Annotated in this window: 18 protein-coding genes; 11 read left to right on the plus strand and 7 right to left on the minus strand. The window is 69.7% G+C overall.

Annotated elements, in window-relative coordinates:
• Positions 1 to 151: 151 nt before the first annotated feature.
• Genes HD557_RS18985 through HD557_RS18995 form a run of 3 tightly spaced genes read right to left on the minus strand, consistent with a single transcriptional unit; the run spans position 152 to position 2,744 of the window.
• On the minus strand, positions 152 to 832 hold the full coding sequence (locus HD557_RS18985; RefSeq protein ID WP_040755281.1) for a response regulator transcription factor: 681 nt from the start codon (positions 830 to 832) through the stop codon (positions 152 to 154).
• A gap of 14 nt (positions 833 to 846) precedes the next feature.
• Positions 847 to 1,764, minus strand: coding sequence for a non-homologous end-joining DNA ligase (gene ligD / locus HD557_RS18990; protein WP_196875024.1), 918 nt, complete (start codon positions 1,762 to 1,764; stop codon positions 847 to 849).
• Positions 1,764 to 2,744 carry an ATP-dependent DNA ligase gene (locus HD557_RS18995; protein WP_196875025.1) on the minus strand — a complete coding sequence of 327 codons (981 nt, stop codon included), beginning with the start codon at positions 2,742 to 2,744 and terminating at the stop codon, positions 1,764 to 1,766. The genes ligD and HD557_RS18995 overlap by 1 nt, the downstream gene beginning before the upstream one ends.
• Positions 2,745 to 2,865: 121 nt before the next feature.
• On the opposite strand from HD557_RS18995, the gene ku reads away from it, so the two are divergent.
• The 7 genes from ku to kynA all read left to right on the plus strand — a co-directional run bounded on the left by ku (position 2,866) and on the right by kynA (position 9,051).
• Positions 2,866 to 3,708 (plus strand): non-homologous end joining protein Ku, encoded by an 843-nt coding sequence (gene ku / locus HD557_RS19000; RefSeq protein WP_008358709.1) that lies wholly within the window; start codon positions 2,866 to 2,868, stop codon positions 3,706 to 3,708.
• Between the two features lie 111 nt (positions 3,709 to 3,819).
• Complete coding sequence (locus HD557_RS19005) at positions 3,820 to 4,179, plus strand: YciI family protein (RefSeq protein ID WP_008358711.1); 360 nt, start codon at positions 3,820 to 3,822, stop codon at positions 4,177 to 4,179.
• Positions 4,176 to 5,492: an RNA polymerase sigma factor gene (locus tag HD557_RS19010; protein WP_196875026.1), complete on the plus strand. Its 1,317-nt coding sequence runs from the start codon at positions 4,176 to 4,178 to the stop codon at positions 5,490 to 5,492. The genes HD557_RS19005 and HD557_RS19010 overlap by 4 nt, the downstream gene beginning before the upstream one ends.
• A gap of 8 nt (positions 5,493 to 5,500) precedes the next feature.
• Positions 5,501 to 6,328: an alpha/beta fold hydrolase gene (locus HD557_RS19015; protein ID WP_008358715.1), complete on the plus strand. Its 828-nt coding sequence runs from the start codon at positions 5,501 to 5,503 to the stop codon at positions 6,326 to 6,328.
• A gap of 34 nt (positions 6,329 to 6,362) precedes the next feature.
• Complete coding sequence (kynB, locus tag HD557_RS19020; RefSeq protein WP_008358717.1) at positions 6,363 to 7,001, plus strand: arylformamidase; 639 nt, start codon at positions 6,363 to 6,365, stop codon at positions 6,999 to 7,001.
• Entirely contained in the window at positions 6,998 to 8,254 is a 1,257-nt protein-coding gene (kynU, locus tag HD557_RS19025; protein WP_196875027.1) for a kynureninase, read from the plus strand. The genes kynB and kynU overlap by 4 nt, the downstream gene beginning before the upstream one ends.
• Positions 8,251 to 9,051 carry a tryptophan 2,3-dioxygenase gene (gene kynA, locus HD557_RS19030; RefSeq protein WP_008358719.1) on the plus strand — a complete coding sequence of 267 codons (801 nt, stop codon included), beginning with the start codon at positions 8,251 to 8,253 and terminating at the stop codon, positions 9,049 to 9,051. The genes kynU and kynA overlap by 4 nt, the downstream gene beginning before the upstream one ends.
• Before the next feature lie 114 nt (positions 9,052 to 9,165).
• Here the strand turns inward: kynA and HD557_RS19035 are convergent, their stop codons facing one another.
• From HD557_RS19035 to HD557_RS19045, 3 genes are all read right to left on the minus strand, one after another.
• Complete coding sequence (locus HD557_RS19035) at positions 9,166 to 10,086, minus strand: methylenetetrahydrofolate reductase (RefSeq protein WP_008358721.1); 921 nt, start codon at positions 10,084 to 10,086, stop codon at positions 9,166 to 9,168.
• A gap of 241 nt (positions 10,087 to 10,327) precedes the next feature.
• Complete coding sequence (locus HD557_RS19040; protein WP_196875029.1) at positions 10,328 to 11,236, minus strand: HpcH/HpaI aldolase/citrate lyase family protein; 909 nt, start codon at positions 11,234 to 11,236, stop codon at positions 10,328 to 10,330.
• 140 nt (positions 11,237 to 11,376) lie between these two features.
• Complete coding sequence (locus HD557_RS19045) at positions 11,377 to 11,955, minus strand: helix-turn-helix domain-containing protein (protein WP_196875030.1); 579 nt, start codon at positions 11,953 to 11,955, stop codon at positions 11,377 to 11,379.
• A gap of 82 nt (positions 11,956 to 12,037) precedes the next feature.
• On the opposite strand from HD557_RS19045, the gene HD557_RS19050 reads away from it, so the two are divergent.
• Complete coding sequence (locus tag HD557_RS19050) at positions 12,038 to 13,336, plus strand: MFS transporter (RefSeq protein ID WP_196875031.1); 1,299 nt, start codon at positions 12,038 to 12,040, stop codon at positions 13,334 to 13,336.
• A 56-nt stretch (positions 13,337 to 13,392) separates the two neighbouring features.
• Complete coding sequence (locus HD557_RS19055) at positions 13,393 to 15,468, plus strand: MSCRAMM family protein (RefSeq protein WP_196875032.1); 2,076 nt, start codon at positions 13,393 to 13,395, stop codon at positions 15,466 to 15,468.
• On the opposite strand, the gene HD557_RS19060 is transcribed toward HD557_RS19055, so the two are convergent.
• The gene (locus HD557_RS19060; RefSeq protein ID WP_196875033.1) at positions 15,428 to 19,387 is read right to left on the minus strand and encodes an NAD-glutamate dehydrogenase; all 3,960 of its coding nucleotides are present in this window, start codon (positions 19,385 to 19,387) and stop codon (positions 15,428 to 15,430) included. The genes HD557_RS19055 and HD557_RS19060 overlap by 41 nt on opposite strands.
• Before the next feature lie 176 nt (positions 19,388 to 19,563).
• On the opposite strand from HD557_RS19060, the gene HD557_RS19065 reads away from it, so the two are divergent.
• Both HD557_RS19065 and HD557_RS19070 read left to right on the plus strand, forming a co-directional pair.
• Positions 19,564 to 20,037, plus strand: coding sequence for a DUF2505 domain-containing protein (locus tag HD557_RS19065; protein ID WP_040755283.1), 474 nt, complete (start codon positions 19,564 to 19,566; stop codon positions 20,035 to 20,037).
• Positions 20,038 to 20,089: 52 nt separating this feature from the next.
• Positions 20,090 to 20,566 (plus strand): DUF2505 domain-containing protein, encoded by a 477-nt coding sequence (locus HD557_RS19070; RefSeq protein WP_008358730.1) that lies wholly within the window; start codon positions 20,090 to 20,092, stop codon positions 20,564 to 20,566.
• Positions 20,567 to 20,693 lie beyond the last annotated feature (127 nt).

Genomic DNA, 20,693 nt, shown 5'->3' on the forward strand with positions numbered 1-20,693 from the left:
GGACCGGATCCAATCCCGAATGCCCGGTTTCCGAGCACATTCCGCGTGGTCACGCGTGTTTTTGCCGTCGTTTGTGAGTCATCTCACGCACTGAACAACGGTCTGACGCCGTGTTGAACTTGCGGTTGCTCCGACTTCGAGTCGGATGTGACTACTCTCCGGCTTCCAGCCGGAACCCGACTCCGCGGACCGCGACGACCTTCTCCTGCACACCGGCCGCCTCGAGCTTCTGGCGCAGGCGTCCGACGGTGACGTCGAGGGTCTTGGTCGAGCCGTACCAGTTCTCGTCCCAGACCTCGGCCATCAGCCGGTCGCGGGAGACCACCTTGTCGCGGGAGGCGGCCAGCACGGCCAGGAGCGCGAACTCCTTGCCGGTCAGCGTCACCTCGCGCTCGCCGGCGTAGACCCGGTGGGCGGCGACGTCGATGCGCAGGGCGTCGTCGTCGGCGCCGGGCTCGACCGGACCCGAGCGGCGCAGGAGCGCGCGGACCCGGGCCTGGAGGACGGCCAGCGCGAACGGCTTGGCCAGGTAGTCGTCGGCACCGGCGTCGAGCCCGACCACCAGGTCGATCTCGGCGTCACGGGCGGTGAGGATCATGATCCCGCCCTCGTAGCCGTTGTCGCGCGCGGCCTTGCAGACCTCGAGTCCGTCCATGTCGGGAAGACCCAGGTCGAGCAGCACGAGCTCGGCCTCGTAAGGGGGCGCGAGCAGCTCCAGCGCCTTCTTGCCGGAGTCGACCCAGGTGACGTCGTAACCCTCTCGCTGGAGCGTGCGCACCAGCGGAGCGGCGATGTCCTCTTGGTCTTCTACGACGAGCACGGAGTTAGACATGGGGAGAACAATAGTTAGAGGCCTGTAGCCCTTGTGAAGAGATCCCCCGATTCTGACACCCGTGTGACCACATCGTTAGGTCCGAGCTGGTCGATCGCGAGCGGATCCTCGGCTCCTTCCTCGACCTCGTCCCAGCTGATCGGGGCCGCGACCTTCGGGATCTCCTTGCCGCGGAGCGAGTAGGGACAGATGGTCGTCTTCGACCCCGAGTTCTGCGACCAGTCCAGGAAAACCTTGCCTGACCTGCGGCTCTTGGTCATCGTCGCGGTCACCTTGCTCGGGTTGGCCTTCTGCAGGTCCTCGGCGATCTCCTTGGCCAGCGCCGTGGCGAGATCCGGCTCGACGGGCTCGGGCAGGGCGGCGTACAGGTGCAGGCCCTTGCTGCCGCTGAGCACCGGCGCTGCGGTGAGTCCGCGCTCGCCCAGCGCCTCACGCACCAGGAGCGCGACCTGGCAGCACTCCTGGAGCCCGGCCGGCTCGCCGGGATCGAGGTCGATCACGATCCGGTTCGCGCCGGCCGGCGTGCCGTCGGCACCGACGGTCCACTGATGGACGTGCAGCTCCAGAGCGGAGAGGTTGGCGGCCCAGGTGAGCGCCGCCAGGCTGTCGAGGATGGGAAAGGTGAGAGTGCCTTCCTTGTGGTCGGCCGTGCGCGAGCCGGTGGTCGGGACGGTCACCGTGCGGACCCAGCGCGGGGTGCCGGCCGGGGCGTTCTTCTCGAAGAACGACATGTCCCCGATGCCGTGCGGCCAGCGGATCCTGGTCACGGCGCGGTCCTGGAGCTGCGGCAGGAGCACCGGCGCGATCTGGGCGTAGTAGTTGAGCACCTCCCCCTTCGTCATGCCGGTGCGTGGATAGAGCACCTTGCTCAGGCTGGTCAGGGTCAGGACGCGTCCGTCGACCTCGACGCGTACCTCTTCTCGATCGACCATCACAGATCCTCCGGTGAGACGTCGTCCCTGATCCCGATGAAGCTCGGCTGCCGCAGCCGGCCCTTGTAGCTCGGCGCGGCGACGGGGCTGCCGTGGGTCTCCACCTCGACGACGAGGAGCGGCTCGACCCAGTGCGTGCCCTTCGCGTCCAGGGCCGGCACGCCTCCGTCGGGGTCGACGTCGGCCCCGGCGAACGGGCTTCTCGCGGTCTCGCGGAGCAACTCTCCGAGCCGCTGTGCCCGCTTGCCGGTGATGCCGCTGCCGACCCGCCCGCGGTAGATCAGCCCGTCCGGCGTCGGCTGCCCGACGAGCAGGGCGCCGAGACGCTCGGTGCCGCCCTCGGTGCCGACCTCCGGTCGCCAGCCGCCGACCACGAGCGAGGCCCGGTAGCGGTGGGGCAGCTTCACCCAGTCCCTGCTCCGCTCGCCCGGACGGTAGCGGCTACCGCGCCGCTTGGACACGATCCCCTCCAGCCCCTGCGCCTTCGTCACCTCGTGGAGCATCCGGCCGTCGTCGTACGTCGCCGGCACCTGCCACGAGCCCAGGTCGCCCTCGGCGTGGACCGCCTCGAGCAGCTTGCGTCGCTCCGTCCACGGCTCCTCGATGAGCAGCCGCCCGTCGAGCCGCAGAAGATCGAAGACCATGTACGTCGCCGGGATCAGCTCCGCGAACCGCGCCGCCCGACGGACGTCGCGGTTGTGCATCCGGTCCATCAGCACCCGGAAGTCGGGCAGCCCGGCGTCGTTGAGCGCGATCACCTCGCCGTCCACGACGACGTCCCGCTCCGGCCCCGTCGCGATCTCGGGCCAGGCCGGTGTGGCGTCGTTGCCGTTGCGCGTGACGAGCCGGGTCTTCGTACGTCCCTGCTCGGACTCTCCGATGAGCCGGATGCCGTCCCACTTGACCTCGTGGACCCACTCCTCCCCCGGAGGAACGTGGGTGCCGGGCGTGGCCAGCATCGGACGCAGCATCGAGTGCATGGACCCATCTTGCTTCATCTCCCGCACGCGCGGGACGGCTCTGACGTGGGTGAATGGGGTACCGGTATTGGCAAATACGACAGATACTTGGTGAATTCCTACCGACTGACGAGGGGTCCGCATGCGTGCGATCTGGAAGGGCGCTGTCTCGTTCGGGCTGGTCAGCGTGCCTGTGAAGCTCTATTCGGCGACGGAGTCCCACGACGTCTCGTTCCGTCAGGTGCACAAGGCCGACGGCGGCCGGATCCGCTATCAGCGGATCTGCTCCATCGACGGCGAGGAGGTGCCCTACTCCGAGATCGCCAAGGGCTATGAGACCGAGGACGGCGAGATGGTCGTGCTCACCGACGACGACTTCGCCAACCTGCCGACGACGTCCTCGCGCGAGATCGCGGTGGAGAAGTTCGTGCCGAGCGACCAGATCGACCCGATGCTCTTCGAGAAGAGCTACTACCTGGAGCCGGAGAACACCGGGATCAAGCCCTACGCGCTGCTGCGTCAGGCGCTCCTCGAGGCCGACCGGGTCGCCCTGGTGACCGTCGCCCTGCGCCAGCGCACCACGGTCGCGGCGCTCCGGGTGCGGCCGACCGACAACGGCGACGTGATCGTCCTGCAGACCATGATGTGGCCCGACGAGATCCGGGTGCCCGACTTCAAGGTCGAGGCCGGCGAGGTCAAGGACTCCGAGATCAAGATGGCCAACATGCTCGTCGAGACGCTCGCGGGCGACTTCCATCCCGAGGAGTTCTCCGACGACTACGCCAGCGCCGTCGAGGAGATGGTCAAGGCCAAGATCGAGGGTGGCGAGGTCGAGCGCACGCCCACCTCCACCAAGACCTCCGGCGAGGTCGTCGACCTGCTCGCCGCCCTGCAGCGCTCGGTCGCCGCGGCCAAGAAGTCGCGCGGCGAGGAGGTCCCCGAGGAGGCCGAGGAGAAGAAGTCGAAGAAGTCCAAGGCGTCCTGAGGCGACACGTACCGAAATCTCTGGTGCGGGCGTGTCGAAAGGGGCAGGCTCTCCTCGACGCGTAGGCGACGACGCGCAACGGACGCGTCGCCGACCCGCAAGGAGAAGCAGATGCGCTACATGATGTTCGTGAAGATGGCCCCCGACGCCGGACCGCCCCCGGCGGCCCTGATCGAGGCGGTGGAGGCCGAGATCAAGCAGCAGTACGCCGACGGCATCCTGCTCGACGCCGACGGGCTCGGTCCCGCGGTGGAGATCCGGCTGACCGCCGGCGAGGTGACCCACGTCGACGGGCCGTTCGCGGAGGCCAAGGAGGTCGCCGGCGGGTTCTCGCTCTTCGAGGTCCGCTCGCAGGACGAGGCGATCGAGCTCGGGCGCCGGATGATCCAGCTCCACGAGGAGCTCTGGCCCGGGCAGGACGTGGCCGTGGAGATGCGGCCGCTGTTCGGTCCGCCGACGCCTGCTGAATGACCTCGACCACCGAGAGCGCGATCGTCGCGGTCTGGCGCAACGAGTCCGTACGTCTCCTCGCCGGTCTGGCGCGGATGACGCACGACCTCGACCTGGCCGAGGACCTCGCCCAGGATGCCCTCGTCGCGGCCCTGGAGCAGTGGCCGCACGAGGGCATCCCTCGCAACCCCGGCGCCTGGTTGATGTCGATCGCGAAGCGGCGCGCGATCGACGGGTTCCGCCGCGACGAGGTGCTGCGCCGCAAGGTCGCGCTGCTCGGACACGAACTGGAGGAGGGTGAGATGCCTGACCTGGCTGCTGCGGTCGACCACATCGAGGACGATGTGCTGCGGCTGATGTTCCTCTCCTGCCACCCGGTGCTGGCGCCCGACTCCCGCACGGTGCTGACCCTGCGGCTCGTGGGCGGCCTGACGACCGCCGAGATCGCGCGGGCCTACTTCGCCAAGGAGTCGGCCGTCGGGCAGCGGATCTCGCGGGCGAAGCGAACCCTGACCGAGGTCGGGGCCTCGTTCGAGCTTCCCGCCGGCGAGGAGCGGGCGGCTCGGATGCGCGAGGTGATGCAGACGATCTATCTCGTCTTCAACGAGGGCTACGCGGCGACGTCGGGGCCGTCGTGGACCCGCCCCGAACTCTGCCTCGAGGGCATGCGACTGGCCCGGATGCTGGCCGCGCTCGCCCCGGGCGACCCCGAGGCGCAGGCGCTGCAGGGTCTGCTGGAGATCCAGGGGTCGCGGCTCGCGGCCCGGGCCGACGCGGAAGGTCATCCGGTGCTGCTGGAGGACCAGGACCGGACCCGCTGGGACCAGCTGCTGCTGCGCCGCGGCCTGGCGGCGGTCGAGCGCGCCACGGCACTGGCCTCCTCCGGCACTCCCGGCGGGAGCTATCTCGTGCAGGCGATGATCGCCGCGTGCCACGGGCGCGCCCGGCGAGCCGAGGACACCGACTGGGCCGAGATCGCCCGGCTCTACGATCTCCTCGCCTCCGGTGCCCCAGGGGCCGTCATCGAGGTCAACCGGGCCGTCGCGCACGGGCGCGCCTTCGGTCCCGACGCCGGGCTGGCGATCCTGGCGGCACTCCCGGACGGAGCTCTTCCGGGGTCCCATCTTCCCGCCGGCGTACGTGGGGACCTGCTGCACCGCGCCGGGCGTCATCTCGAGGCCGCGGCGGCGTTCGACGAGGCGGCCTCGCTGACCGGCAACACCGGTGAACGCGAACTTCTCGAGAAACGTGCGGCCGCGTGTCGAAGAGCCGAGGCCTCGTCCGACGCGTCAGTATCAACCGGGTCTCGACAGGCTCGACCACCGCTGGACTAGGAGACGCCATGACCACGATCACCACCCAGACCACCACCTCCGCCGACGGCACCACGATCGCCTACGACGTCACCGGCACCGGCCCGGCGCTCGTCCTGGTCGACGGAGCGATGTGCTACCGCGACTTCGGCCCCTCCAAGGACCTGGCCGCCGCGCTCGCGGACCGGTTCACGGTCTACCGCTACGACCGCCGCGGCCGGGGTGAGAGCAACATCGCCAAGCCCGCTGCCGCGGGCACCATGGAGGCCGTCGAGCAGGAGGTCGCCGACCTCGGCGCGGTGATCGAGGCCGCCGGTGGCCATGCCCACCTGCTGGGACTGAGCTCGGGGGCGTTCCTCGCGCTGGAGGGCGCACGGGCCGGGCTGCCGATCGACAAGATCGTCGCCTACGAGGCTCCCCTCATCCTCGACGACACCCACCGTCCCAACGACGCCGACCTGGCGCAGCAGGTCGAGAAGCTGGTGGAGAAGGGCAAGCGGGCCGCCGCGGTCGAGCTCTTCATGCGTACGGTCGGGATGCCGCTGGTCGCGGTCAAGATCATGCGCCTGACCCCGGCCTTCAAGAAGCTCACCCCGGTCGCGCACACGCTGGCCTACGACCTGGGCATGTGCGTGCCGTTCCAGCAGGGTGTCCCGCTGCCGGGCGGCTACTTCAAGAACGTGTCCGTGCCCGTGCTGTCGATGGCGGGCAGCAAGAGCCCGGCCTACATGACCAACGCCCAGCAGGCCATCGCCAAGGCCGTCCCGGGCGCCCGCTACGTCGTCCTCGACGGGCAGAACCACATGGTCGAGGCCAAGGCGCTGGCCCCCGTCGCCACAGAGTTCCTCACCGCCTGAACGACCCCGTCCGAGAGCCGCCTATCCTGGCGCCATGGCGCAGCTCTGGGACATCTCCCCACCGGTCCACGCATCCTCGCCGGTCTTCCCCGGGGACCACGCGACCGAGGTCGGCTGGACCTTCCGGATCGGCCCCGGCTGCCCGGTCAACGTCGCCGAGATCTCGGTGTCGGCGCACGTCGGGGCGCATGCGGACGCGCCGCTGCACTTCACCGACGGCGGCACGCCCGCCGGCGATATGCCCCTGGAGCCGTTCCTCGGCCCGTGCCGGGTGATCGACGTGTCCGGGGTGCGCCCGCTGGTCACCATCGATCACGTCGACGTCACCGACCTGCCGCCGCGCGTGCTGTTCCGGACGTACGAGACCCAGCCGACGACCTGGGACGACTCGTTCTGTGCGCTGGACCCCGCGCTGATCGACCTGCTCGCCTCCCACGGCGTGCGGCTGGTCGGCACCGACGCGGCCAGCCTGGACCCGGCCTCCTCCAAGGATCTGCCAGCCCACTTCGCCACCCACCGTCATGACGTACGCATCCTGGAGAACCTGCTGCTCGACGAGGTGCCCGCGGGCGACTACGAGCTGATCGCACTCCCCCTCAAGCTCACCACCGCCGACGCCGCGCCCGTGCGGGCCGTGCTTCGGGCGATCACCACCCAGGAAGGTGCCGAATGAACCGCGACGACGCTGTCGCTCTCGACCAGGCCGACCCGCTGGCCCCGCTCCGGGACCTCTTCGACCTGCCGAAGGGGACGATCTACCTCGACGGCAACTCGCTCGGGGCGCTCCCCCGCGCCACCGCCGGCCGGGTGGCCGAGGTGGTCACCCAGGAGTGGGGCCAGGGGCTGATCGAGTCGTGGAACACCGCGTCCTGGATCACCCTCCCCCAGCGCGTCGGCGACAAGATCGCCCGCATCATCGGCGCAGGTCAGGGCGAGGTCGTGGTCGCCGACTCCACCTCGCTCAACGTCTACAAGGTGCTCGCCTCGGCACTCTCGATCGCCGCTGCCGACTCCCCCGATCGCCGGATCGTGGTCAGCGAGCGCAGCAACTTCCCGACCGACCTCTACATCGCCTCCTCGCTGTGCCGCGACCGCGGCTACGAGCTGGTGCTGGTCGACTCCCCCTCCGAGATCGAGGGGCTGCTGGACCGCACCGCGGTGCTGATGCTGACCGAGGTCAACTACCGCACCGGCTACCTGCACCCGATGGCCTCGGTGACCGCAGCCGCCCACGAGAACGGCGTGCTGGCGGTCTGGGACCTGTGCCACTCGGCCGGCGCGGTGCCGGTCGACCTTCGTGGGGCCGTCGCCGACTTCGCGATCGGCTGCGGCTACAAGTTCCTCAACGGCGGCCCCGGATCGCCTGCGTTCCTGTGGGTCAACCCGCGCCACGTCGACCGCTTCGAGCAGCCGCTCTCGGGCTGGATGGGTCACGCGGCGCCGTTCGAGATGTCGCCGGGCTACCGGCCGGCCGAGGGAGTCTCGCGCTACCTGTCCGGCACCCCGGCCGTCATCGGCATCTCCGCGCTGGAGTGCGGCGTCGACACGCTGCTCGCCGCCGAGGCGTACGGCGGGATCGAGGGGCTCCGGGAGAAGTCGCTGGCCCTGACCCGGCTCTTCGCCGACCTGGTCGCGTCCCGGCTGCCCGGTTTCACGATCGAGTCGCCGCTGGAGGACGCACAGCGGGGCAGCCAGCTGTCGCTGAGCATCGGCGACGACGGGGCGTACGCGATCGTGCAGGCGCTCATCGAGCGCGGCGTCGTCGGCGACTTCCGGGCAGGATCGCCGGACATCCTGCGCTTCGGCGTCACCCCGCTCTACACCCGCTACGTCGACGTGTGGGATGCCGTCGACCACCTGGTCTCGGTGATGGACAACGACGAATGGCGCGACGAGCGCTTCTGGACCCGAGGAGCAGTGACATGAGCAGCACGCAGGACCTTCCGATGGACTACTCCGACTACCTCCATCTGCCGGAGGTGCTCGGCGCGCAGCACCCGCTCTCGGGCGACCACAACGAGATGCTCTTCATCGTGCAGCACCAGGCGATGGAGCTGTGGATGCGGCTGGCGCTGCACGAGCTCACCGAGGCGCAGCGGCTGTTGGCCGAGGACGCGGTGCGCCCGGCCTTCAAGGGGCTGGCCCGGGTCTCGCGGATCATGGAGCAGCTCGTGCACGCCTGGGACGTGCTCTCGACGCTGACCCCGACCGAGTACGACAAGTTCCGCCCCTATTTGGCCACCGGCTCGGGGTTCCAGTCGTGGCAGTACCGCTGCATCGAGTTCGCGCTCGGCAACAAGGCGGCCTACACGCTCCGTGCCCACGAGGGACGGCCGCACGAGCAGGACGTGCTGGCTGCGTACGGGCGTCCGTCGCTCTACGACGAGTCGCTGCGGCTGCTGGCCCGGCGCGGCTTCGACATCCCGGCCGACCATCTCGACCGGGACTGGAAGCAGGAGTACGCCGCCTCCGACGCCGTCGAGGCCGCCTGGGGCGAGGTCTACCGCGACCCCGAGAAGCACTGGGACCTCTACGAGCTCGGCGAGGAGCTCACCGACCTGGAGACCGCCTTCCGGGTCTGGCGGTTCCGGCACGTGACCACCGTCGAGCGGATCATCGGCTTCAAGCCCGGCACCGGCGGGACCTCGGGGGTCTCCTACCTGCGCAAGCAGCTCGACATCATCCTTTTTCCCGAGCTGTGGGCGATGCGTACTGAGCTATAGGCGATCCTCCGGATCGCGAGCGCTTCGCTATAACCCTCGTCTTCCTCCGCTCCGTCGTCGCTGCGCTCCTCCTACGCTGCGTCCAGACGAGGGACGCTCAGCGCTGGCTGTGACTCAGCGCTCGAGCTTGCCGCGGAGCCGTTCGGCGAGACGTACGGAGGCCTCGATCTCGACCTTGCGGATCGAGACGGACTCGATGTTGATACCGAACGGCACCCCGAGCTGGCGGCAGAAGGACATCAGCTCGATCGCGGTCGCCTCGGCCTGCTCGAGCGAGGCGTCGAGCGTGTCGGTGGCGTGGCGCAGCTCGTTCTCGATCCAGCGCGGGACGTCGACGCCGAGCCAGCGGAGGAACTCCAGGGTCTTCATCGAGCCGCACACGGAGAAGGTGAACACGATCGGCACCGGCTGCAGGCCGCGGGTCTCGCACTCGTAGCGGTAGTCGGAGACGAGGTTCTTGGCGGCGTTGACGTCGTAGACGACCTGGCTCACGAAGTAGGAGCAGCCGGCCTCCTGCTTCGCGATCAGGCGCAGGTGCTCGTCACCCTTGGCGGTGTGTCGCTCGGGGATCGCGACGGCACCGAGGAGCAGGTCGGGGTTGGTCTCCCTGCGGATCTCCTGAGCGCGACGCAGGCTGGTGGAGACCCGCTTCTCGCCCGAGGAGGCGCCGACGAAGACCGACAGCGCCCTGGCCGGGTCCTGGGTCTTGACCCAGTCGCGCAGCGTCGACTCGTCGTACTTCCCGGTGGCGCGGTAGACGACGGCCGGTACGTCGAGACCGGCGAGGTTGCGCTCGAGGAACTCGGCGGGGTCGAGGGTGCGTACGAACGGGAACGGCCGCTCCTCGGGGTTGCGGTCGGACTCGTCGTCGATGTCGTAGAGGATCAGCCCGTCGACATCGAGCGGCCGGATCCGCTCGAGCGTGACCTCTGCGATCTGCTGCACCCTCTCGGGGTCCGTCGTCACCCTCGGCGGGGTGACGGCGAAAAGCAGAATCTCACCGGCCCGGTCACTGATGCGCTGCTGCAGATCCACGACATCAACGCTAGCCGAGCCCAGCCCACTCGGCGCATCTGTCCCACCCCCGTGCGCCGAGTCGGCGCAACTGCCCCGCAGATACATGCTCAGTCGGCGCGTCTGTCCCGAATTCCGAAGCCGAGTCGGCGCACCTGCCCCAACCGCATGGGACAGATGCGCCGACTCGGCACTGATTCGTGGGACATCAGCGCCGACTCGGCATGGATATCTGGGGCAGACGCGCCGAGTCGGCCAGAGGTCAGTAGACGCTCGGGCCGGAGACCGGGGCGTCGTAGGTCTCGGTGTCCGGCTTGATCTTGAACAGCTCGGCGCGACGCTTGATCGTCTCGGCACGAGCCAGGCGGGGCTTGTCGCTGCCGTCGCGGATGACGCGGCCGCCCTCCTCGAACTTGTGGAGGAACTCGTAGGCCCAGGTCACGTCGGACGGAGACGGGCTGAACGACTCGTTGATCACCGCGGGCTGCTCGAGGTCGAGGCAGAGCTTGCCGGTCATGCCCATCGCGACGCCGTCGGCACCCTGCTCACGGAGCAGCGGGTGGCTGCTGCCGACCGTCGGGCCGTCGATCGGGCCCGGAAGGTTGCCGATCCGCGAGGCGAGGACGAGCTTGGTCCGCGGGTAGGCCATGGCGAGGGGGTCGTTCTCCGCACCGGTGTCGCGGCGGTAGTCGCCGGAGCCGAACGCGAGCCGGTAGGCGCCGCGGGCGCGCGCGATCGTCGCGGCGTCCTCGATCCCCAGCGCCGACTCGAGCAGCGGGATCACCGGGGTCGATCCGCCGAGCCGCTGGAACGTGTCGGTCACCTGGTCGGGCGACTCGGTCTTCGCGAGCATCACCCCGGCGAGCGTCTCGATCCCGGCCAGCGCGGCGAGGTCCTCGCTCCAGTCCTCGGTGGTCCAGTCGTTGATGCGTACCCAGGCGCGGCCGCCGCCCTTCAGCCAGCTGGTCACGTTCTCGCGGGCCTGCGCCTTGAGCGAGGTGTCGATCGCGTCCTCCATGTCGAGGATGATCTGGTCGGCGCGGCTCAGCTGTGCGTCGTCGAAGATCTCGGTACGCATCGCGGAGACCAGCAGCCAGGACCTGGCGTTGTGGCCCTCGACTCGGTTGGCTTCGCGCACCTCGCGCTTCTCGGCGATCTGGGTTGTGCTCATCGTTCGCGTATCTCCCTACTGGCGTCCTGGGCTGGGCGCGTTTTGGACGGTAAACCAACGCGTTGGTGACTCGCGAGTAGGAAGCCTGCGGGCAGAGGTCGTTGAGACGTAACCCACATCAGGACCAGATCAGGACCAGATCAGGCCGGGTTCTCGTCCTCGCCGGCGAGGTCCGGCATCGGCTGGATGATCTGATAGACGGAGTAGAGGTCCAGCTCGTCGTCGGACCGGCGACCGGCCTCGCGATAGCGGGCGACGACCTCGTTCAGCTCTTGCTGGAGCCGGACGGCGTCGTCCTCGGAGAGCCGCAGGGAGGTCTCCGAGACGATGCGCTTGGCCGGGTTGTCCTCGTCCGCGGAGATCTGGAAGGCCTGGTCGACCAGGTGGTGGCCCCATGCCACGGAGTTGCGCTGGAACACCGTGTAGGCGGCATCGCCCCCGGGCTGCTCGACGATCTGTCTGGGGTTGAGCGTGATGTCGTCGTCGACGAGTCGCCAGACGCGGTCACGCTTGTCGCGGCCGGCGTCGGGAGCGACCTCGACCAGCCCGTACTTCGCGAGCTGTCGCAGGTGGAAGCTCGCCTGGTTGGCCGGGATGCCGGTGCGCTTCGCGATGTCGGCGGCGCGGAGGGAACCTGCCGCAGACAGCTCGTGCAGCACCCGGTTGCGCGTCGGATGGGCGATCGCGCGCAGGATCCGCGGGTCGTCGTAGGTGGCCATGGCGCCACCCTAGCCGAATCTCGCACCATTTAGTGCGCAAGAACTATTGCGCAATATATGTTGCGCAATCTACGGTGCGGATATGTCCTCCTATCGGGCTCTCGCCCGCAACCACGACTTCACCGCTCTATGGGTCGGCGCCACCGTCGCCGAGCTCGGGACCCGGGTGAGCATCTTCGCGATGCCGCTGGTCGCCTACGCCATGACCGGATCGGCCTTCTGGGCGGCCACCGCCGAGGCGGCCCACCTCGTCGGCATGGTCGGCATGCTGCTCCCCGCAGGAGTGATCGCCGACCGCCACCACCGACTGCGGATCATGCGGCTCGCCCACGGATCGGGAGCGGTGCTGTACGCCTCGCTCGCGATCGCCGGCCTGCTCGGCTCGCTCACCCTCCCCCACCTGCTTCTCGTCGCCCAGCTCACCGGAGCGCTCAACGGACTCTTCCTGCCCGCCGAGAACTCGGCGATCAGGTCGGTGGTCGCCTCCGATCAGCTGCCCACGGCCCTCTCCCAGCAGCAGGCCCGCCAGCACATCGCCGGACTGCTCGGCGGGCCGCTGGGCGGCGTACTCCTCGGCGTTTCCCGATGGGCACCCTTCGCCGGGAACGCCATCGCGTACGCAGCGGGCTGGCTGCTGCTCGCACGCGTCCGCGCCGACCTCTCGGCGCCACCGGCGGCGGCACGGGCGGCCACGAAGCCCCTGGCCGACCTGACCGCGGGACTGGGCTACAGCTGGCGGCAGCCGTTCCTGCGTACGCTGCTCCTCTTCAGTCCTGCCATCAACCTCGCCGTCAACGCGCTCTTCTTCCTGGCCCTGCTGCGGCTGGTCGAAGCGGGCTTCCCGGCGTGGCAGATCGGGCTGGCGGAGGCGGCCATCGGCGCCTGCGGGATCCTCGGTGCCCTCGCCGCGCCCTGGCTCATCGACCGGCTGCCGACCGGATGGCTGACGATCCTCGTCGCCTGGAGCTTCGTGCCGCTCTCGATCCCGCTGGCGTTCTGGACGCACCCCGCGGTCATGGCTCTGGCCGCCTCGGTCGGTCTCTTCCTGAACCCGGCAGGCAACGCCGGCATCGCCGCCTACCGGATGGCGACCACGCCGCAGGAGCTGATCGGGAGGGTGCAGGCCGCCGCGCAGTTCGTCTCGATGCTCTCGATCCCGCTCGCACCGGCACTGGCCGGGGCGCTGCTCGCCGGAGTCGACGGCGCCGTGGCCGTCCTGGTGGTCGCCGCGCTGACCGCCGCAGCAGCCCTCATCCCGACCCTGGCGCGGTCGGTCCGGTCGATCCCGCGCCCCGCGGAATGGCAGTCCGCGACGTCGAACGATGCCAACCTCCGCCACACGCGTGATTCAGAGCGCAAATCTCGACTCCCGCTCGGATAGCCTTCCTAAGTCCCCCAACGCAACGTTTTGCTCCTCGGAAGCAAAGGAACCCCTCCATGTTCAACCGGGCCTGCCTGGCGTTGGCACTATTGGCCGGAGTGTTCGTCACGGTGCTGTCGCCGGCACCGGCCCACGCGATGACCGACTCGTGGGCCGAGTGGGCGCCCGTCTCCGGGACGTCGAACGACTACTCCACGACGATGACCCAGCGGTCGGCAGGTTTCCCGGCGGCACAGATGGCGAGCGACTCCCGCGCCAACGTCGCCCTTCCCAGCGGCGCGTCCACCTTCCTCGACGCCGGCACGCCTCCGGGCGCCAAGTACGGCTCGAGCCGCGGGTCCGCCTACATCAACCTGCGCCCGAAGGCGGACACCCCGAGCGGGGCCTCGACCACGACGTACACCTTCGCCAACCCCACGCCCGACACCGGCTGGGCGTTCGTGCTCGGTGACATCGACTCCGACCAGGTCCAGATCCGGGCGACCGACGAGAACGGCGAGGACGTCCCGGCCGCAGCGATCTCCGCATGGTTCCAGGGCCCGTTCAACTACGCCGGCGGCACCGACCAGCCGACCTGGAACCCGGCCACCTCGACGCTGACCGGCAACCCGACCGCGACCGACACCAACGGAGCCAGCGGCTGGTACGAGCCCGACATCCGGCTCACCAGCCTGACCTTCGTCTTCACCCGCCGTGCCGGTTTCCCGGTCTACCAGACCTGGTTCGTGAGCAGGGCGCGCCCGATCGGCGGCACCGTCACCGACGTGTCGACCTCCGGATCGTGCCCGGTCGAGGACTCGGTGCTCACCCTGGTCTCGCCCTACGGCGAGACGCTGGCCACCACGAGCCCCGCCGCCGACGGCACCTACTCCTTCGGCGAGCTCGCCACCCAGGACGGCTACACCGTCCGGCTGAGCCAGCCCGAGGGGTGTGTGACCGTCGGAGAGACCGAAACGACCGTCAGCAACCGCGGCAACGACGGCGACCCCGCCTCACGAGCCGACTTCGACGTACGCCAGGTGATCCCGCAGCCGATCAGCGGCACCGTACGTGACGACGCCGGTGCCCCGGTCCCCGGCGCGACCGTGACCCTCACCCGTCCTGACGGCACCACCGCGACCACGACCACCGGCACCGACGGCAGCTACCTCTTCGACGACAACGGGGCCGGCACGGGCTACTCGGTGACCCTCACCGTGCCCGCCGGCTACACCGCGGGCCCCGACGGCACGACCCGCTCCGACATCACCGTCGACGACACCCCGATCACCGACCAGGACTTCGTGGTCGACCAGCTGGCCAGCGTCTCGGGCACCGTGACCGGTGGCGGCAGCGGGCTCGGCGGCGTCCAGGTGCGCCTGGTGCCCGCCGGCGGCGGCGACCCGATCACCACCGTCACCGACGGCGACGGCAACTACACGCTCGACGGGGTGCCGCCCGGCGACTACACCGCGGAGATCGACGCGCCCGAGGGCTACTCGGGCGCCACCACGCGACCCGTCACGGTCGCCTCGACCGACGTGACCGGGGTCGACTTCGACCTCACCCGCCCCGGATCGATCGCCGGGCGGGTCACCGACGCCTCGAGCGGCGACCCGGTCGCCGGTGTCACCGTCATCGTCGACGGTCCCGACGGCCCGTTCGAGGTCACGACCGACGACGCGGGTGGCTACATCGTCGAGGACCTTCCGCCGGGCGACTACACGATCACCGTCACCGCGCCCGACGGGATGCGTGTCGTGGGCGAGGCCTCGCGCACGGTCACGATCACCTCCGCCGGGGAGATCCACGGCGGGCAGGACTTCCGGGTCGACGAGGTCGCCTCGCCGAGCCCGACGCCGGACCCGACCCCGACACCGGACCCGACGCCCACGCCGGACCCGACGCCCGAGCCGACCCCGACACCGGACCCGACCCCGGCGCCGGAGCCGACCGACGTCCCGACCCCGGGCGGAGATGAGAATCCGCCGACGGCCCCGAACCCGGGACCGCCGACGGAGAGCTCACCTCAGAGCTCGTTGCCCGACACCGGCGGCCCATCGTGGATCTTCGCCGCGCTCGGCGTCTCCCTCGTGCTCGCCGGCACCGTGCTCACCGTGACGGCTCGTCTACGCACCCGAAGGCACGGTTGACCTCTTCGTTGACCGCCGAGGTCGCCCAGATCTCCCGTCGCAGCGGGTGATCCACGATGGCCTCGGGGAACCGCTCGCGGATCGGGGTCGGGAAGTAGGCGACCAGGCGCTGGGTCATCTCCTCGTCCTCGGCCGGGTCGGGCAGGCCCTCGGCGACCAGCTCACGCCGACGCTCGATCTTGGTCCAGGCGAGGACGACGGCCAGCTCGGGGGCGGTGAGCCCCTCCCCCGCCTCCAGGCGGCGTGCGACCTCGGTCGACGACGGCAGTCCCTCGACATCGCGGTCGAGCACGCCCTCGGTGACCCACTCCGCGATCTGGCGCTCGTGAGCCTCCAGGAGCTGCGGCGCCGAGGCGACCGCACGGGTCAGGGTGACGTTGTGGGCCTCGTTGTCGGCCAGGACCAGCGCCGCGACCTCGTCGGTCATCTCCTCGAGGAGCTCGTCCCGCGCAGCCAGCGTGAGCGAGCCCGCACGTACCTCTCGGTCGAGCAGGATCTTGAGGTTGACCTCGTGGTCGGAGGTGTCGACACCGGCGGAGTTGTCGATCGCGTCGGTGTTGATCAGTCCGCCCTTGCGAGCGAACTCGACCCGGCCGGCCTGGGTGATGCCCAGGTTGCCGCCCTCACCGACGACCCGCACCCGCAGCTCGGCGGCGTCCACCCGGACACCGTCGTTGGCGTGGTCACCGGCATCGGCATCGGTCTCGCTGGACGCCTTGACGTACGTCCCGATCCCGCCGTTCCACAGCAGGTCGACCGGCGCCCGCAGGATCGCGCTGATCAGCTCCTGCGGAGTGAGCCGCTTGACGTCGGTCGCCAGGCCGAGCGCCGTACGCACCTCGGGGCTGATCGGCACCCACTTCAGCTGCCGCGACCACACGCCGCCACCCGCCGAGATCAGCGAGGTGTCGTAGGACTCCCAGGTCGACCGGGGCGTCTCGAAGAGCCGCTTCCGCTCCTGGAAGCCCGTCGCCGCGTCGGGCGTCGGGTCGATGAAGATGTGCCGGTGGTCGAAGGCGGCCACCAGCCGGATGCGGTCCGAGCGAAGCATGCCGTTGCCGAAGACGTCGCCGGACATGTCCCCGACGCCGACCGCGGTGATCTCGTCGACCTGCGGGTCGATGCCGAGCCGCTTGAAGTGGTGCTGCACCGAGACCCAGGCACCCCGCGAGGTGATGCCCATCGCCTTGTGGTCGTAGCCCGCCGAGCCCCCGGAGGCGAACGCGTCGCCGAGCCAGAAGTCGTACTCCGCCGCGACCGAGTTGGCCAGGTCGGAGAACGTGGCGGTGCCCTTGTCGGCCGCGACGACCAGGTAGGAGTCGTCGGCGTCGTGGCGGACCACGTCGGCCGGCGGCACGATCTCGCCGTCCACCCGGTTGTCGGTGACGTCGAGGAGACCGCGCAGGAACGTGACGTAGGCGTCGGGACCGGCCACGCCCTTGGGGACGAAGCCACCCTTCGCGCCACCCGGCACGATCACGGTGTTCTTGACCTGCTGCGCCTTCGCCAGCCCCAGCACCTCGGTGCGGAAGTCGTCGCGCCGGTCGCTCCACCGCAGCCCACCACGGGCCACCGCGTCGAAGCGCAGGTGCACGCCCTCGACGTCGGGTGAGTAGACGAAGATCTCGTACGCCGGCCGCGGCAGCGGCAGGTCGGGCAGCTGCTGCGGGTCGAACTTGAACGAGAGGTAGTCCCGCCCGCGGTAGTAGTTGGTCCGCGTCGTCGCCAGGATCGCGGCGACGTAGCTGCGCAGGATCCGGTCCTGGTCCAGGCTCGCCACGTCGTCGAGAGCCTCGATGATCGCCTCGGCCCGCTTGGTCTCGTCACGCGCGGTGAGCGAGGGGTCGAAACGCGTCTCGAACAGCTCCACGATCTGCCGGGCGATGCCCGGGTTGGTGCACAGCGCGTTGCCGATCGAGAAGAACGAGCTCGGGGTGCCGGTCTGGCGCAGGTAGCGGGCGTACGCACGCAGCATCGTGACCTGGCCGTGGTCGAGCCCCGCCAGGACGAGCGCGTTCAGCCCGTCGATCTCGCTTCGCCCGGACCAGGCCTGGTGCAGCGCTGCGACCAGCTGGGTGGGCGTGCCGGCCGGGGTGCCGGAGTAGGCGAGGCCGAAGTCGTAGATGAACCACTCCTCCGAACCCGACGTGCCGACGCCCTCCAGGTCGTAGGGCCGCTCGTCGGTGACCTCGAAGCCGAACGAGGACAGGATCGGCAGCATCAGCGACAGCGAGAGCGGGCCACCGGTGCGGTAGATCTTGATCCGGAATCCGCCGGGGCTCTCCGGGTCCTTGTAGAAGGAGAAGTCGACCGCCTCGCCCTGGTGCGAGAGCAGCTCCAGGCGGGTCAGGTCGGCGGCGCCGGTGTCGGCGTCGAAGTCCTCCTTGTAGGCCTCCGGGAAGGCGTCGAGCACGTGCGAGAGCCGGGCCGCGCCGTCCTCGCCGGCATGGGCGATGACCGCGCTGACGAGGTCGTCGCGCCAGCTCCGGGCGGCCTTGCGCAGCCGCGACTCCAGGCTGTCGATCAGCCCCGGGGTGTCCAGGGCCTTGCCCAGCGACTCGGTGGTGCCGTGCACCACGAAGTGCACCCGGGCCGTGGTCGACTCGCTGATGCGTACGGTGAACTCCAGGTCGGTGCCGCCGAGGGCTTCGAGGAGCACCTTCGAGAACCGCTCGCGGACCGTCGTGTTGTAGCGGTCACGCGGCAGCGAGACGAGCACCGAGACGTAGCGGCCGTACGTGTCGGGCCGGACGGCCACCCGCAGGATGCGACGCTCGATCGCTCCCAGCGCGGCCTCGGCGAGGTCCATCAGCTCCTCGGTGGAGGCGTGGAAGAGCTCCTCGCGCGGGTAGGACTCCATCGCGTCGAGCATGGCCTTGCCGGTGTGGCTGCGGCGGTCGTAGCCGGTGTGGTCGAGGACCGCGGCGACCTTGCCGCGGACGACCGGTATCCGGGTCACCGACTCCCGGGCCGCCTTGGTGGTGAACAGGCCGAGGAAACGGTGCTCGCCGACCACCTCGCCGGCGCCGTTGAAGATCTTGATGCCGACGTGGTCGAGGTAGGCGGGCTCCCCGACGGTCGAGCGGGAGTTGGCCTTCGCCAGGACGAGCATGACCTTGTCCCGGGCGTGGGCGGCGACCTTCGGCGGCATCTTGCCGTGGTCGGGGGCCTGCGGCGGGTCGGCACGCAGGATGCCGAGGCCGGTGCCGGAGCGGCCGCGCAGGTAGTCGCCGTCGAGGCGGTACTCCCGGTAGCCGGTCAGCAGGAAGTGGTCCTCGGCCAGCCAGGCCAGCAGCTCGGCGGCCTCGGCGGCCTCCTCGCGCGGCACGCTGTTGGGCGGGGTGTAGCGCAGGCCGGCCGCGATCTCCGCCAGCCGGCGGTGCAGCCGCGGCTCGTCCTCGACGACCTCGCGTACGTCCTCGAGGATGCCCTCCAGACCCGCGACGATCTCCTTGGCGGCGTCGGGGGCGAGGCGGTCGATCTCGATGTGCATCCAGGACTCGCGGATGTCTCCTTCGTTCACCCCCTCGAGCGCACCGGTCACGTCACGGGCGACGTCGATGACGGGGTGGACGACGAGATGGACGTCGAGGCCACGACGGTAGAGCTCGGTCTTGACCGAGTCCACGAGGTAGGGCATGTCGTCGACGACGATCTCGACGACGCTGCGGCCTCCGGCGGACCAACCGTCTGCGGCGGTGGTCGGGGTGAGGATGCGCACGGCGGCGGTGCCCTGGGGGCGTTTCGCTGCCAGCGCCAGATGCGATCCCACCGCGCCGGCGAGATCAGCCTCGCTGCGGCCGGTGAGCTCCTCGGGGGCTACGTGGCGGAAATAGGTGGTGCTCGGCAGTCGGTTCTGCAGGACGTTCTGCGGAGCTTGGACAGGTTTGATATGCGTCTCCGTTGACACACCTCTCACGGTATCCCGGCATCACTCCGGATAGGCCGCCGCGTCCAAAGGAATCGCCGATGTGAGTCATAGGCCGATGGCCCGGTCGCCGGCGCCGCGGTAAAGAGCATACCCGGAGAATGTGTCGGTTCTCTCGGTCCCTTCACTGATGACTCTGGCCCGCGTAGGCGTCATGATGTGTGGTCATGAGCAAAAAGCTGTCGGTGGACCTGGCCTACGACGCCCCGATCGCAGCCGTCTCCCGGATGCTCGCCGACGCGACGTTCCGCGAGCAGGTCTGCGACGCGCAGCACGCGCTGTCCAAGAGCGTGGCGATCACCGGGTCGACGGTGAGCATCCGCTACGAGCAGGCGGTCAGCGGCGTGCCCGGGTTCGCGAAGAAGTTCGTGGGCGAGACCATCGAGGTGCACCAGGACGAGATCTGGTCCTCCGACTTCGCCTCCGGCGACCTCAAGCTCACCCTGCCCGGCAAGCCCGGCTCGCTGTCCGGCACCGCCCGCCTGGCCGAGAACGGCACAGGGACCGTCGAGACCGTCACCTTGACCGCTACCGTGAATGTGCCCCTGGTCAGCGGAAAGCTGGAGGACCTCATCCTCTCGATCTTCAAGAAGGCGCTCGAGAAGGAGCATGAGGTGGGCACCCGCTGGCTCGCCGGCTGAGCCCCCTCATCCCCCGTCCCAACCCGCAGAAGAGCCTCAAAGGATTTCGGCAATGACGACGACCCTTCAGCACGAGCTCGTCTACGACGCTCGCATGGGCGAGGTGTCCGCGATGCTCGCCGACCCGGGCTTCCGGGAGCAGGTCGCCGACGCCCAGGGCGCGCTCCGTCGCCGGGTGACCATCGGCGGCGCGCCGCGGGAGGTCCGCATCGACCGCGTGCAGTCCACCGTCGGCGTACCGTCGTTCGCGAAGCGCATCGTCACCGGCGACCTGACCGTCCACCAAAACGAGGTCTGGTCCTCCGACACGGTGGCGGTCGTCGACATCACCGTCCCCGGCGGCCTGGCCACCCTGCGCGGCAACATCTCCCTGTCGGAGTCCGACGGGCGCACCACCGAGAGCGTGCGGCTGAACATCAAGGTGCCGGTGCCCTTGGTCGGGGCCAAGCTCGAGGCGTACGTCGAGGAGCTGATGCTCAAGGCCTTCGACCTCGAGCAGGCCGTGGGCGCGGCGTATCTCTCCCGCTGAAATTTTGTCACCGATCTGGTGCAACCGAACTGAAAAGCCAACCGTCCCCATAGGTGCTCGGCAATAGATTGCCGGGATTCAGGTCTCGGATCAGGAGGGATTCGGGCCACTCATGAGGGGGCATCTC

It is taken from the genome of Nocardioides luteus (assembly GCF_015752315.1).
GTDB lineage: Bacteria > Actinomycetota > Actinomycetes > Propionibacteriales > Nocardioidaceae > Nocardioides.

Excerpts from the sequence above, each read along its gene's own strand:
- HD557_RS18985 (WP_040755281.1), bottom strand. The coding sequence starts at position 832 with ATGTCTAACTCCGTGCTCGTCGTAGAAGACCAAGAGGACATCGCCGCT.
- ligD (WP_196875024.1), bottom strand. The coding sequence starts at position 1,764 with ATGGTCGATCGAGAAGAGGTACGCGTCGAGGTCGACGGACGCGTCCTG.
- HD557_RS18995 (WP_196875025.1), bottom strand. The coding sequence starts at position 2,744 with ATGCACTCGATGCTGCGTCCGATGCTGGCCACGCCCGGCACCCACGTT.
- ku (WP_008358709.1), top strand. The coding sequence starts at position 2,866 with ATGCGTGCGATCTGGAAGGGCGCTGTCTCGTTCGGGCTGGTCAGCGTG.
- HD557_RS19005 (WP_008358711.1), top strand. The coding sequence starts at position 3,820 with ATGCGCTACATGATGTTCGTGAAGATGGCCCCCGACGCCGGACCGCCC.
- HD557_RS19010 (WP_196875026.1), top strand. The coding sequence starts at position 4,176 with ATGACCTCGACCACCGAGAGCGCGATCGTCGCGGTCTGGCGCAACGAG.
- HD557_RS19015 (WP_008358715.1), top strand. The coding sequence starts at position 5,501 with ATGACCACGATCACCACCCAGACCACCACCTCCGCCGACGGCACCACG.
- kynB (WP_008358717.1), top strand. The coding sequence starts at position 6,363 with ATGGCGCAGCTCTGGGACATCTCCCCACCGGTCCACGCATCCTCGCCG.
- kynU (WP_196875027.1), top strand. The coding sequence starts at position 6,998 with ATGAACCGCGACGACGCTGTCGCTCTCGACCAGGCCGACCCGCTGGCC.
- kynA (WP_008358719.1), top strand. The coding sequence starts at position 8,251 with ATGAGCAGCACGCAGGACCTTCCGATGGACTACTCCGACTACCTCCAT.
- HD557_RS19040 (WP_196875029.1), bottom strand. The coding sequence starts at position 11,236 with ATGAGCACAACCCAGATCGCCGAGAAGCGCGAGGTGCGCGAAGCCAAC.
- HD557_RS19045 (WP_196875030.1), bottom strand. The coding sequence starts at position 11,955 with ATGGCCACCTACGACGACCCGCGGATCCTGCGCGCGATCGCCCATCCG.
- HD557_RS19050 (WP_196875031.1), top strand. The coding sequence starts at position 12,038 with ATGTCCTCCTATCGGGCTCTCGCCCGCAACCACGACTTCACCGCTCTA.
- HD557_RS19055 (WP_196875032.1), top strand. The coding sequence starts at position 13,393 with ATGTTCAACCGGGCCTGCCTGGCGTTGGCACTATTGGCCGGAGTGTTC.
- HD557_RS19065 (WP_040755283.1), top strand. The coding sequence starts at position 19,564 with ATGAGCAAAAAGCTGTCGGTGGACCTGGCCTACGACGCCCCGATCGCA.
- HD557_RS19070 (WP_008358730.1), top strand. The coding sequence starts at position 20,090 with ATGACGACGACCCTTCAGCACGAGCTCGTCTACGACGCTCGCATGGGC.